The sequence below is a fragment of the Nonomuraea sp. B5E05 genome, assembly GCF_039880665.1.
GTDB lineage: Bacteria > Actinomycetota > Actinomycetes > Streptosporangiales > Streptosporangiaceae > Nonomuraea.
The window spans coordinates 20,762-32,980 of sequence record NZ_JBDPMJ010000016.1 but is presented as its reverse complement, the minus strand read 5'-3'; the positions used below and the strand labels follow the sequence as shown (position 1 = coordinate 32,980).

Genomic DNA, 12,219 nt, shown 5'->3' with positions numbered 1-12,219 from the left:
GGCGGGACGGGCGAGTCACGCCACGAGCGGGTCTGTCTTACCAACCATCCGAGGTGAATGGCAGGCTCGCGCGGGCATGGCGAACGTGGCGGCCGCTCGCATATGCCGGGAGATGTACGTCAAGGCAGGACGATTGCGGACGCCAGGCCGACTATCACCGGGACGATGCCGAGCAGGACGAACGCCGGCAGGAAGCAGAGACCCAGCGGTGCCACGGCCTTGACGCCGACCTGCCTGGCCGAGGCGACGGATCCGGCTCTGGCGGCCTCTCGGGCGTCGTCAGCCAGGCGGGTCAGGACATCGGCCACCGGCGCGCCGCTTTGAGCCGCCCGGCCCATCGCCCGGCAGAGCCCGCCCATCGCGGGGTTTCCGGCGAGGGCCGCCCACGTGGTTTCCGGGTCGGCGCCCAGGCGCAGCCGGCTGCTCACCCAGCCCAGCCTCCGGCCGAGCGGACCGCCGATCGTACGGCCTGCGATCTCGGTGGCCGCGCTCACCGGGCGGCCGGCGAGCAGGCACGCGGTCATCAGGTCGGCGGCGAAAGGCAGGTCGGCGGCCATTCGCTCGCGGTCTTGCCGCGCCTGCTGCGGCTCTTGCCTGTGCAGGAACACCGCGACCGCGGCGACGGTCAGCACGCCGGCGATGATTCCAGTGGCTCCGACTCCGAACAGGAGGGTGGCCATCAACCCCGCGCAGGTGGCGGTGACTGCGGTCTTGCGGGTCATCCGTTTCGGGGGCTCGTGGGAGGGGTCGAGCCAGGCCGGCGCGTCTTCGGTCTGGCTGCCGGGAAGCTCGTCGGGAGGGCGTAGCCGGGCCAGGCGCCCGGCCGGGGTCATCGGGGAGAGCCACAACCACGCGGCCAGGCCGGCGGACAGGGCGGACAGCAGCGGAAACATCGGTGAGATCCGTTCGGTCGTGTACGAGCGAGGATGACGTCAGGACTCAGCCCGGGGCCTGCCCGAGAGCGCAGCGGGGCTCAGCTCTGTGCCCGGGCGGCCATGCGGTTGGTCCACCACAGGCCGCACGCGTCGAGGGCTACCCCCGCCACCAGGCACATCAGGCCCGGCAGGCTGCCGAGCAGGAAGGTGAGGGGGCGCATGCCGAGGGCCGCCGCCATGAGGAGACCGAGGGCCGGGAGCGCGGCCAGCATCTTCGCCGTCGTGCGAGGCCCGGCCAGTTGCGCGGCGACGTCCTGACGGTGGGCCTGTGCCGCGCGTAACGTGCTCGCCACCCGATCGACCAGGGCGGACAGGCCGGCGCCCACGGTGACGCCGACCTCCCAGCAGGTGGCAAGCCGGCGCAGGCCCTCGCCTCCTTGCGGCGGGGCCGCGGCGATCAGTGCCGCGGGGACGTCGCCGCCGTCTCGCGCCGCGGCCACGACCGGGCGCAGGGTCTCCGGGTCGGGGAAGTCGACCGATGCCAGGGCCCTGGTCAGGGCCTCTCCGGGGGTGCGGCCGGCGGACAGCTCGGCCGACAGGGCCTGGCACAGCTCGATGGACGCGCTGCGCCAGGCGTCGGCGTGCCGGGCCGGGTGAGTACGGGTCAGCAGCCGGCCGAGCGAGCGCCACCGCGGCCCGGCCGGGCCCTCGGTCAGCCTGCTCAGGCGGGTCGTGGCGAGGTCCGGGCCGGTCCACATCCACACGGCGCACGCCGTGCACACAGCGGCGGCGATCAGCGCGCTGCTCATGTCAGAGCCCTCCGGGCCAGGGCCTCGTGGCCGGGGCCGACGTGGGTGTGGCCGTCGGCGTCGAAGGTCAGGGCGGGGATCGACTCGACGAGGCCGGTCGGGGTCCTGGTGAGCAGGCAGATCTCGGCGATGCGCCGGCGTCCGTCGGGGCGGTCGCGGGTCAGGTGGACGACCGCGTCGAGCGCGGCCGCCAGCTGGCTGTGCACGGCGTCCCTGCTCAGGCCCGCCGCACAACCCAGCGCCTCAAGCCGGGGCGGTACGTCGGCCGCGGTGTTGGCGTGGAGCGTGCCGCAGCCGCCCTCGTGCCCGGTGTTGAGGGCCGCCAGCAGATCCACCACCTCCGATCCGCGCACTTCACCGACCACCAGGCGGTCAGGACGCATCCGCAGCGCCTGGCGTACGAGATCGCGCAGGCCCACACCGCCCGCGCCCTCCAGGTTGGCCGGGCGGGTCTCCAGGCGAACCACGTGCGGGTGGACCGGGCGCAGCTCGGCAGAGTCCTCCACCAGCAGAAGGCGCTCGCCCGGGTCGGCCAGGGAGAGCAGGGCCGACAAAAGCGTGGTTTTTCCAGTGCCTGTGCCGCCGGTCACGAGGAAGGCGAGTCTGGCGGTCACCATGGCGGACAGCACGGGGATCGCGGGTGGGGTGATGGTGCCGGCTGCGACGAGGTCGGACAGGGTGAACGTGCGCCGGGGCGGCAGGCGTAGCGAGATGCAGGTGCCGCCGGACGCCACGGGCGGGAGCACCGCATGGAGGCGCACGCCGCCCGCGAGCCGGGCGTCGACGTGGGGGCAGGCGTCGTCGAGGCGTCTCCCGGCGGCGGCCGCCAGGCGCTGGGCCAGCCTGCGTACGGCGCCGTCGTCGGAGAAGGTGACCGACGTGCGGCGCAGGCCGCCGCCCTCGTCGATCCACACCTCACGCGGGCCGTTGACCAGGACGTCGGTCACCTCGGGTCGGGCCAGGAGCGGCTCCAGCGGGCCCGCGCCCATCAGGTCGGCGCAGAGGGCTCTGGCCACGGCGAGGATCTCCGCGTCGCCGTAGACGGCCTTCTCCGCTCTGAGCGCGACCGCCACCTGGGCGGCGCTGGGCTCGGCGCCCGTGCGGGCAAGGCGTACCCGAACCGCCTCCACCAGCTCGGGCGAGACCAGGGGCGTCATGCCGGGAGGAGGTCGCGCAGCAGCGAGGAGCACAGGGCGCCGAGCACGGTGCGGGGGCCCAGTCTGGGCAGCTCGCCCCGGTTGAGTGTGGCGGTGAGGCGCGGCTGGTCGGGCAGGCTGCCGGCGGCGGGGATGCCGAGGGATCCGGTGGCCATGTCGTCGTCCAGAACTCCCGGGCGCAGGACGGCCCGCAGATCCGAGGTGTGCTTGCGGGCCTCGCCCAGCACCTGGGCCGCGGAGAGGACGCCGCGCACGTCGGCCGTGGCCACGAGCAGTGTGGTCTTCGCCCTGGTGAGGGCCTCGACCGCGGCCGGGTCGAGGTGGCGGGGAAGGTCGGCGACGATCAGGTCGAAGCCGCGCCTGCCCGCCTCCAGGACCGAGCGCATGGCCTGGGCCGGGATCGCCGCCACCTCGCCTCTGTGAAAGGAGAGGACCGCCAGGTCGCCGAACGACGGCAGCGCGGCCTGCAGCGCGCTGGCGCTGATGCGGCCCTGCCTGGCCACGAGGTCTCCCCAGCGTGCGCCCGGCGCCTCCTCGTGGCCGAGCAGCGCGTCGATGCCGCCGCCCAGCGGGTCGGCGTCGACCAGCAGCGTGCGGAAGTGATCGCCTGAGGCGCGCAGCGCCAGGCAGGCCGAAAGCACGCTCGCGCCCGCTCCGCCGCGCCCGCCGATCACGCAGATCAACGCCCCGGAACGGGGGTCGGGCTCCATGGCGTCGGCCAGCCGCTCCACCAGATGGCGCTCGTCGTTCGGGAGGGCCACGACGGATTGGGCGCCCACGGCGACGCATTTTCGCCAGGCGTCGAGGTCGTCCGGATCTCGCGTCACGAGCAGGATCTGGTCTCGGGCCGGGAGTGAGGCCGCGGCCACCGCGTCCGCCTGGTCGGCGCCCACCGCGATCAGCGGCGCGAGGTTCCAGTAGGGGCGGGCGTGGGCGGGGACGTGGGCCACGTCGAGGTGGGCGCCGGCCGCGGCCGCGATGCGGACCAGGTCGTCGAGCAGAGCGTGGTCTTCGGTGATCACCAGGGGACGGTGCATCGGGGGCCTCCTGCGTGGGTGGGAGGCCCTACCTTGCTGGAGGCGGCGAGGGCGCCGGCCGGGCGAACGCGATTCTGTGGATGGAGACGCCGCAGGCCCATAAGCCTGTGGATAGAGCCGCCGCCTGCCCATGAGGCTGTGGACGAAGGCCCGGCGGTCCGTAAGGCCGTGGGAAGCACGCTAGGCCCGGGAGTTGCGGGCGGAGGTGGGAAAAGGGGCGACCCCCGCCGGGGGGGAGAGCGGGGGTCGCCTGACCGGTCCGGCTCCGGGGGGGTAGAGCCGGTCCCGTTTCAGAAGAAAGCTTTCATCACTTCACCAGCACCTGGCAAGGCACTTGCAAACGCACGGCATGCACGGTCTCCCCAGTTTCTGGTGATACCACCGTATGCTGCCCGATCGACTCGAGTTTCGTCGAGGAGCAATCCTGCATTTTCGCCAAATTTTTTCGCTGCGACATAACGATCACATAAAGACAATCACTCTCCGTGATCACCGCGACTCGGTAACCGGATCGGCGCGGGACGCCCGCGACACGCCCATCGCCGGGCAAAGGTCTTGCTCCAAGGGGTTCCCAACAGGGCACATCCGTCGTAGAAAGGGGTTACGGACCACTTGTCCGGGTGCATCAGCCGGGTACCCACGCGCGACCAGCCGCGGGAGGCGCGTCGTGACGGGCTTGACCCGCTCCGACGGATACAGGTGCACGCTTGGTAACCCGGTGTGATGCACCGGCGGCGGCGTCTCTTGACGGAGACGCCGTCAGCTATGTCGGATTCGCCCCAAAGCATCTCCCCAAGCGTCTCCGCAGGAACCCGTCAGCCTCTCTGCATGGCCTCGCAGATGGCCGTGGTCTCGCGCGCTCCGAGGGTTACCGCGGAGGCACATTGTTGTACCCACCGGCTCACGCCCTCCGGCGTGCCGCTCACGTACGCCCGCAGCCCCTCCGCGTACGGCACCTCCAGCCGCCCCACCTCGACGGCGACCAAAGACTTGGGATCGAGCCCGAATTCGACCAGCGTCAGCCGTTCGGCCGCACGCGCCACGACCCCGTCGGCCGTGCCGAAGGGCCGCAGCACGGCCAGCTCCGCGTGGATCACGGCGGCCAGCACGATCGCGGGCGCGCTCGTGGGCCGTTCGAGCAGGCCCAGCATGGCCTCCATGCGGGTCGCCGTCTCGCCGGCGGTCGGCGCCGCGCCCAGGCCCAGAGGGTCGGGGACCGTGTCGAAGGTGCGCGGCCGGCCGAGAGCGGCTTCCGGCGCGAGACCGGCGGCCGCCACGGTGTGCAGCCGTGCCAGTACCTGCCGGGGCGCCTTCCGCCAGGTCGGGCCCATGCGGCCCAGCTCCGCGGACGCGCGCAGCGCCCCCTGGACGAGTGGGTCGTGCACCTCGTCACGGCGCAGGGCGTCAAGGGACACGTCCACGCCTTCGAGCGCGGCCGACGCGCGCGCCCCGCGCAACGACGACTCCGCGGACACGGCAGGGCTCGCCCGGCGCAGGACACGGTGGCGATAGAGCCGGTCGACGGCCTTGCGCGCCTCGTCGACCGCCTCGGAAACACCGGGGAACCGCGCGATGACGGTCAGGGGGTCACTCACGGAACCCGACCCTACCTGCGGGTAATGCGCGCCCCGCCACCGCGGCGCGGTGACCCAGCGTGCTCGCGACCGGACGGCATGACGCCCGCAAGGGGAGAAAGCCCCGGCAGCAGCCCGGCTCCAGGGGGCCTATAAATCCCCGAACCACCCTCCGCCACACCTGGGCGATCGCGCCGGCGCGTATTCTTCGGATTTCAGGATGACAACGTTTTAATTGCGTTTGTCATGCAAGTGGGTAAGTACGAACGCCCACGGAGCCGGACGGTACAGACCTGTCTAGACCTCTTGTGTACGGAGGTCGTGAGCTGGTGAAGTGGGACACGACCTATCCAATCTGGCCATAGAAGGAGCACGAGGTGGCCCCGGAGACCCCTGGTAACGAAACCCAGGCGCTGTCCAACCTGCTGCAGGAGAACCGCCGGTTCGCACCTCCGGCCGACCTGGCGGCGGCCGCGAACGTGACCGCCGCCGCATATGACGAGGCCGCCGCCGACCGCCTCGCTTTCTGGGAGGGCACAGCCGAGCGGCTGACCTGGGCCAAGAGGTGGGACAAGACACTCGAGTGGAACGCGCCGTTCGCCAAGTGGTTCGTCGGCGGCGAGCTCAATGTGGCCTACAACTGCGTCGACCGGCACGTCGAAGAGGGACGCGGCGACAGGGTCGCCTACCACTGGGAGGGCGAGCCCGAGGGCGACACCCGCACCCTCACCTACAACGACCTGAAGGCCGAGGTCAGCAAGGCCGCCAACGCCCTCCACGAGCTCGGAGTGCGTAAGGGCGACCGGGTCGCCATCTACATGCCGATGATCCCCGAGCTGCCGATCGCGATGCTGGCCTGCGCCCGCATCGGGGCCGTGCACTCGGTCGTGTTCGGCGGGTTCTCGGCCAGCGCGCTCAAGAGCCGCATCGACGACGCGGACGCCAAGCTCGTGATCACCGCCGACGGCGGCTACCGCCGCGGCAAGCCGAGCGCGCTCAAGCCCATCGTGGACGAGGCCGTCGCCGAGTGCCCGCAGGTCGAGAACGTCCTCGTCGTACGCCGCACGGGCCAGGACGTCGCCGTCTCCGACAAGGACCTGTGGTGGCACGACGTGGTCGACCGCCAGAGCGACCAGCACACCGCCGAGCCCCACGGCGCCGAAGACCCGCTCTACATCCTCTACACCAGCGGCACCACGGGCAGGCCCAAGGGCATCCTGCACACCTCGGGCGGCTATCTCGCGCAGACCGCCTGGACGCACCACGCGGTCTTCGACCTCAAGCCCGAGACCGACATCTACTGGTGCACGGCCGACATCGGCTGGGTGACCGGCCACTCCTACATCGTGTACGGCCCCCTCGCCAACGGCGCGACCAGCGTCATCTACGAGGGCACCCCCGACACTCCGCACCGCGGCCGCTTCTGGGAGATCGTGCAGAAGTACAAGATCACGATTCTCTACACGGCGCCCACGGCGATCCGGACGTTCATGAAGTGGGGCGACGACATCCCCGCCAAGTACGACATGTCCAGCCTGCGGGTGCTGGGCTCCGTCGGCGAGCCGATCAACCCCGAGGCGTACGTCTGGTACCGCGAGAACATCGGCCGCGACCGCTGCCCCGTCGTGGACACCTGGTGGCAGACGGAGACCGGCGCCATCATGATCAGCCCGCTGCCGGGCGTGACCTCGGCCAAGCCGGGCGCCGCGATGCGCCCGCTGCCGGGCGTGGTCGCCGACGTGGTCGACGACCAGGGCACCAGCGTCCCCAACGGAGGCGGCGGCTTCCTGGTGGTGCGCGAGCCGTGGCCGGCGATGCTCCGGACGATCTGGGGCGATGACCAGCGCTACATCGACACCTACTGGAGCCGGTTCGAGGGAATGTACTTCCCCGGCGACGGCGCCAAGAAGGACGACGACGGCGACCTGTGGCTGCTCGGCCGCGTGGACGACGTCATGCTGGTCTCCGGCCACAACATCTCCACCACCGAGGTGGAGAGCGCGCTGGTCAGCCACCCGAAGGTGGCCGAGGCGGCCGTGGTCGGCGCGACCGACCCGGTGACCGGCCAGGCCATCGTGTCGTTCGTGATCCTGCGCGGCGCCGCGGAGGAGAACGACGACATCGCCACCGAGTTGCGCAACCACGTGTCCAAGACGCTCGGCCCGATCGCCAAGCCGCGCCAGATCCTGGTCGTGCCCGAGCTGCCCAAGACACGGTCCGGCAAGATCATGCGCCGTCTCCTGCGCGACGTCGCCGAGAACCGCAGCATCGGCGACGTCACCACGCTGGCCGACAGCACGGTGATGGACCTGATCTCGGAGAAGCTCCCGTCCGCGAAGTCCGAGGACTGAGGTAAAAGCAGGGGCGCATGTTTCCGTGACGGAAGCATGCGCCCTCTGCGTACGCCCAAGCGGCACAAGCGTTATCTTGGCTGATCGGGTAGTTCTGGGAGTGATGGCGAGGCTCGCCCCCAGCGCGTCGCTGGATGATGTTTGACACGGCCACCAGGCCTCGATAGGAGACGTTCATGCCGCAGACTCCCGAGGAAGAATCCCTGGGCTCGCTGATCGCCCGGGCGAGCGATCACATCTCCGAACTCGTCCGTTCAGAGATCAAGCTGGCCAAGGCCGAGTTCAGGTTCGACGCCAAGCGGGTCGGCATGGCGGGGGGCATGTTCGCCGCCGCCGCCTTCATGGCTCATCTGTGCCTGATCCTCGCCTCGTTCACGATCGCCTACGTGCTGGCGCAGTGGATGCCTCAGTGGGCGGCCTTCCTCATCGTGACCGTGTTCTACCTGCTGGTCGCGGGTCTGCTGGTGTTCATCGGGATCCGCCGGCTCAAGGGCCTGGCCGGAATGAAGCGCACCACCAGGTCGATCAAGGGCCTGAGGGAGATCGCCACCCCGGAGGACCAGACGCTGCCCGCGCTCACGCCTGATCGCGAGCCGGTGACGCGTGATGGCGCCTGACGAGTCGGTCGTTCAGATCGAGGGGCCCTGGACGCACCGCTCGGTGCACGCGGGCGGCACCCGCTTCCACGTCGTGGAGGCGGGGCACGGGCCTCTGGTGATGCTGCTGCACGGGTTCCCGCAGTTCTGGTGGACGTGGCGCCACCAACTCGAAGCGCTGCCCGCCGCCGGCTATCGGGCGGTCGCGGTCGACCTGCGCGGCTACGGCGGCAGCGACAAGCCGCCGCGCGGCTACGACCTGCCGACGCTGGCGGCCGACGCGACGGGGCTGATCCGGGCGCTCGGCGAGTCCGGCGCGATCGTGGTGGGGCACGACTGGGGCGGGCTGCTGGCCTGGACGATGGCCGTGCTGGAGCCGAAGTGCGTACGCCGGCTCATCACCGTGTCGGCCCCGCATCCGCTGCGGCTGCGCGGCGCCCTGGCGACCGACCCGTTCGGCCAGCTCAAGGCGAGCATCCAAGCCCTCGGCTTCCAGCTGCCGCTGCTGCCGGAGCACCTGCTCACCCGCCGCGACGGAAGGCGCGTCGGCCGCTACCTCGACGAGTGGTCGCGCCCCGGCTGGCCGGAGCCGGAGACCGCGCGCACCTACCGGGAGGCGTTCCGCATCCCCACCGTGGCGCACTGCGCGCTGGAATACCACCGCTGGTTCGGCCGCTCCCAGCTCCGCCCCGACGGCCGGCGCTACGCCAGGGTCATGCGCACCGAGATCGAGGCGCCCACGCTGCAGGTGCACGGGGCGCTCGACCCGCGGGTGCTCCCGAGCACGGCGCAGGGTTCGAGCCGTCACGTGGCGGCCCCCTACCGGTGGAGGCTGCTCGAAGGTGCGGGGCACTTCCCCCACGAGGAGATTCCCGACGTGTTCAACCAGGAGCTGCTCGGCTGGCTGGCCGACCCGGAGCCCGACCGATGAGAGACCGTGACCCCGAGGGCCGGCCGCGCAGCGCCAGGCCGCGCGACGCGTACGGCAGGCCGCTCCCCTATGGTTCGCCCGGCATGCCCCGGGTGCCCGACGACTACGCGCCCACCACCGAGCAGGCGCTGGCGGACGGCCGCCGTTTCCTGCGCGACGGCCTGCCGTTCAACGCCCACGAGGTGTTCGAGGGCCGCTGGAAGTGCGCGCCGGAGGACGAGCGCGAGCTGTGGCAAGGGCTCGCGCAGATCTGCGTCGGGCTCACGCATCTCCAGCGCGGCAACGGGCGCGGCGCGCTGACCCTGCTCAGCCGCGGCGCCGCCAAGGCGCAGTCGTACGGCGGCGCGTACGACGCGGTCGGCAAGGCCACCTCCAGCCTGAGCCAGGACAGCGACCCCGGCGAGGCCATCGCCCTGATCCTGGCCAAGCTGCCGGGCTGAGGGGTCAGTCGCACTCCCGCGTGCTGTCCCGCGTGGTGTCGTTACGGCCCCTGGCGGCGTCGGGGGCGACCTCTTCGGCCGTCAGGACGTAGCCCGTCTCCTCCTCGTTGATCGCGGCGGCGAAGATCACGCCGTAGACGCGGCCCTCGGGCGTGAGCAGCGGCCCGCCGGAGTTGCCCGGCAGCACCTGGCCGCGGATCGCGTAGACCTTGCGCGTGACCGTGTCCTCGCGGTAGATGTCGGGGCCCTCGGCGTCGAGCTGGCCGCCGATCCTGGCCGACACGGCGGTGAAGCCCTGGCCCTTGGGGAAGCCGGCCACGATCGCGTCGTCGCCGCGCCCGCCGTCGCCGTCGAAGGCGAGCTGCGGCAGGTTGAGCCCGGGGACGTAGAGGATGGCGATGTCGCGCCGCGGGTTGTAGCGCACCACGGTGGCCTTGTGCCGCGTGTTGGTCGAGTCGATGATCTGGAGGTCGCGGGTCACGCCGGCGACCACGTGGGCGTTGGTCATGATGCGGCCGGGCGCGTAGACGAAGCCGGTGCCCTCGATGTGCTTGTTGCAGCTCTGCGCGTTGCCCTGCACCTTGACGATCGACCTGCGCGCCCTTTCGAGGCCTTCGCCGCCCTTCAGCACGCTCTGGTCGGGCGGCGGCACGTCGATGATCGTGCCGGCGCCGATGGCGTCGAAGACGGGCGGGAACTCCGAGCGGTCGATGAACTTCTTGAACGGCGCCTGCCAGTTGCGCGCGGCCTGCGGGATCGCGTCGTCGACGGTGGTCAGCAGCGCGGAGTTCTTCACCTGGTCGACCAGCGGGGTGAACGCGGTGGAGACGATCAGCGACCCGATCAGCCAGGCGATGACCAGCACGGACAGGGCGCTGGCGAACGTGCCTCCGACGGCGTCGGCCACCCTGGCGGGCTCCCACGTGACGTGGCTGCGCACGACGGCGCCGAGCGTCGAGGAGGCGAACTGGCCGATGGTGGCGGCCAGGAAGACGATCACGATGGCGAGCAGCGCCTGCGGCGTGTCACCGTCGACGACGGCCTTGGAGATGGGAGGCGCGATGAAGACGCCCAGCACGGCCCCGCCCACGAACCCCACGAAGCTCATCGCTCCGATGATGAACCCCTGCCGGTATCCCGAGATGCCGAAGGCGATCACGAGGCCGATCAGTATGAGGTCAAGCAGATCACCGCGCACGCTTCAAAGGTAGCCAGCGATACGGTCAAGTGTGAACGTGTTCCGCCAGGACGGTGTCACCCTGCTGACTATCTTGGGCGCTATGCCGCCGGCCGAGGTAACAGTGCGCGATCTCATCGAGGCAGCTCTGCACGACACCGATCCGGACGGCCCGCTGCGCTGGAATGTGATCTCCATTCTGCGCCAGCGGAGCGATCTCGAGTCGTTCGTCGAGGCACGCCGGTTGTGCGCTGGAGACACGGTCTCCGAGCGGCTGCTGGGCGTGGACATCATGGGCATGTTGCAGCCGTTCGTGGACCGGACGCTGCCGGTGCTGCGCTATCTGGCCGCCAGCGAGGACGACGCCATGGTGCTCTATTCGGTGCTGATCGCGTTCGGCCACCTGGCCGACCCGCGCTCGCTGCCGTCCGTGATCGACCTGGCCGGCCACGGCGACGCCAGAGTGAGGTACGGGGCCGCGTACGCGCTGCAGCACGTGCTCGGCGAACCGCCCGACCGGGCGGGGCTGGAGACTCTGCGCGCGCTGGCCACCGACAGCGACGCCGACGTGGCCGGCTGGGCCTCGCTCGGCGTGGCCCTGCGTACGGCTCCCTGAGGAACGGCTAGTCGCGGGCCGCCAGCGGCGGCAGGTCCTCCACCTGCGCGGGGTCCCACGGCCGGTCGAGCCCCGCCTCGCGCAGCACGGAGTCGAGCACCATCGCGGTGAACCCCCACACCAGCATCCCGCGCACCCGGAACGCCGGCCCGAGCATGCCCTGGGGGTGCCGCAGGGAGATGCGGTTGACGGGATCGACCAGCTCGGCGATGGGCACCCGCTCGACGGAGTCGACCTCGTCGGGTGAGGCGGCGTGCACCGCGGTCGGCTCGCGCCACCAGGCGATCACGGGCGTGACCCGGTTGTCGCTGAAGCTCAGGTAGAGCTCGGGCATCGTGCCCAGCACGTGGATGCCGGCGGGGTCGACCCCGGTCTCCTCCTCGGCCTCGCGCAGCGCCGCCTCGACGGGACCGGCGTCCTCGGGGTCGACGCCGCCGCCGGGGAACGCGGGCTGGCCCGGGTGCCTGCGCCCGCGGTTGCTGCGCTGGATGAGCAGCACGTCGGGCCCGAGCGGCCCGTCGCCGAACAACATGAGCACCGCCGCCTCCCTCCCGCCTGTCACGGGTGGCCGCAGTGCTAAGGGCACTCGGGCGCGCTGTGCCTGCGCTGCAAGGGTGTCGAGCCAGTCGGGCACTTGTGTCACGCATCCTCCAACA

Annotated in this window: 12 protein-coding genes; 5 read left to right on the top strand and 7 right to left on the bottom strand. The window is 71.4% G+C overall.

What is annotated here, in order from left to right:
• Positions 1-119: 119 nt before the first annotated feature.
• From ABGB01_RS27310 to ABGB01_RS27290, 5 genes are all read right to left on the bottom strand, one after another.
• Positions 120-893, bottom strand: a complete 774-nt coding sequence (locus tag ABGB01_RS27310; protein WP_347776386.1) for a type II secretion system F family protein — start codon at positions 891-893, stop codon at positions 120-122.
• Between the two features lie 80 nt (positions 894-973).
• On the bottom strand, positions 974-1,684 hold the full coding sequence (locus ABGB01_RS27305; RefSeq protein WP_347776385.1) for a type II secretion system F family protein: 711 nt from the start codon (positions 1,682-1,684) through the stop codon (positions 974-976).
• Entirely contained in the window at positions 1,681-2,841 is a 1,161-nt protein-coding gene (locus ABGB01_RS27300) for a TadA family conjugal transfer-associated ATPase (RefSeq protein ID WP_347776384.1), read from the bottom strand. The genes ABGB01_RS27305 and ABGB01_RS27300 overlap by 4 nt, the downstream gene beginning before the upstream one ends.
• Complete coding sequence (gene ssd / locus ABGB01_RS27295; protein WP_347776383.1) at positions 2,838-3,878, bottom strand: septum site-determining protein Ssd; 1,041 nt, start codon at positions 3,876-3,878, stop codon at positions 2,838-2,840. The genes ABGB01_RS27300 and ssd overlap by 4 nt, the downstream gene beginning before the upstream one ends.
• An 815-nt stretch (positions 3,879-4,693) precedes the next feature.
• The gene (locus ABGB01_RS27290) at positions 4,694-5,473 is read right to left on the bottom strand and encodes an oxidoreductase (RefSeq protein WP_347776382.1); all 780 of its coding nucleotides are present in this window, start codon (positions 5,471-5,473) and stop codon (positions 4,694-4,696) included.
• 356 nt (positions 5,474-5,829) lie between these two features.
• Here ABGB01_RS27290 and acs point away from each other — a divergent pair, with 356 nt between their 5' ends.
• From acs to ABGB01_RS27270, 4 genes are all read left to right on the top strand, one after another.
• A complete protein-coding gene (gene acs / locus ABGB01_RS27285; RefSeq protein ID WP_347776381.1) occupies positions 5,830-7,803 on the top strand; it encodes an acetate--CoA ligase in 1,974 nt (657 codons plus the stop codon).
• Positions 7,804-7,979: 176 nt separating this feature from the next.
• A complete protein-coding gene (locus ABGB01_RS27280) occupies positions 7,980-8,420 on the top strand; it encodes a phage holin family protein (protein WP_347776380.1) in 441 nt (146 codons plus the stop codon).
• On the top strand, positions 8,410-9,330 hold the full coding sequence (locus ABGB01_RS27275; protein WP_347776379.1) for an alpha/beta hydrolase: 921 nt from the start codon (positions 8,410-8,412) through the stop codon (positions 9,328-9,330). Before ABGB01_RS27280 ends, ABGB01_RS27275 begins: the two co-directional genes overlap by 11 nt.
• Positions 9,327-9,770 carry a DUF309 domain-containing protein gene (locus tag ABGB01_RS27270; RefSeq protein WP_347776378.1) on the top strand — a complete coding sequence of 148 codons (444 nt, stop codon included), beginning with the start codon at positions 9,327-9,329 and terminating at the stop codon, positions 9,768-9,770. Before ABGB01_RS27275 ends, ABGB01_RS27270 begins: the two co-directional genes overlap by 4 nt.
• A gap of 4 nt (positions 9,771-9,774) precedes the next feature.
• On the opposite strand, the gene ABGB01_RS27265 is transcribed toward ABGB01_RS27270, so the two are convergent.
• Complete coding sequence (locus ABGB01_RS27265) at positions 9,775-10,968, bottom strand: MarP family serine protease (RefSeq protein ID WP_347776377.1); 1,194 nt, start codon at positions 10,966-10,968, stop codon at positions 9,775-9,777.
• Positions 10,969-11,050: 82 nt separating this feature from the next.
• On the opposite strand from ABGB01_RS27265, the gene ABGB01_RS27260 reads away from it, so the two are divergent.
• Positions 11,051-11,563 carry a HEAT repeat domain-containing protein gene (locus tag ABGB01_RS27260; RefSeq protein WP_347776376.1) on the top strand — a complete coding sequence of 171 codons (513 nt, stop codon included), beginning with the start codon at positions 11,051-11,053 and terminating at the stop codon, positions 11,561-11,563.
• 7 nt (positions 11,564-11,570) lie between these two features.
• Here the strand turns inward: ABGB01_RS27260 and ABGB01_RS27255 are convergent, their stop codons facing one another.
• On the bottom strand, positions 11,571-12,095 hold the full coding sequence (locus ABGB01_RS27255) for a CoA pyrophosphatase (RefSeq protein ID WP_347776549.1): 525 nt from the start codon (positions 12,093-12,095) through the stop codon (positions 11,571-11,573).
• Positions 12,096-12,219: the final 124 nt, after the last annotated feature.

Bases quoted from the DNA above. Each gene is read 5' to 3' on its own strand.
- ABGB01_RS27255 (WP_347776549.1), bottom strand. From the start codon at position 12,095: ATGTTGTTCGGCGACGGGCCGCTCGGGCCCGACGTGCTGCTCATCCAG.
- ABGB01_RS27310 (WP_347776386.1), bottom strand. From the start codon at position 893: ATGTTTCCGCTGCTGTCCGCCCTGTCCGCCGGCCTGGCCGCGTGGTTG.
- ABGB01_RS27300 (WP_347776384.1), bottom strand. From the start codon at position 2,841: ATGACGCCCCTGGTCTCGCCCGAGCTGGTGGAGGCGGTTCGGGTACGC.
- ABGB01_RS27280 (WP_347776380.1), top strand. From the start codon at position 7,980: ATGCCGCAGACTCCCGAGGAAGAATCCCTGGGCTCGCTGATCGCCCGG.
- ABGB01_RS27270 (WP_347776378.1), top strand. From the start codon at position 9,327: ATGAGAGACCGTGACCCCGAGGGCCGGCCGCGCAGCGCCAGGCCGCGC.
- ABGB01_RS27305 (WP_347776385.1), bottom strand. From the start codon at position 1,684: ATGAGCAGCGCGCTGATCGCCGCCGCTGTGTGCACGGCGTGCGCCGTG.
- ABGB01_RS27275 (WP_347776379.1), top strand. From the start codon at position 8,410: ATGGCGCCTGACGAGTCGGTCGTTCAGATCGAGGGGCCCTGGACGCAC.
- ABGB01_RS27260 (WP_347776376.1), top strand. From the start codon at position 11,051: ATGCCGCCGGCCGAGGTAACAGTGCGCGATCTCATCGAGGCAGCTCTG.
- ssd (WP_347776383.1), bottom strand. From the start codon at position 3,878: ATGCACCGTCCCCTGGTGATCACCGAAGACCACGCTCTGCTCGACGAC.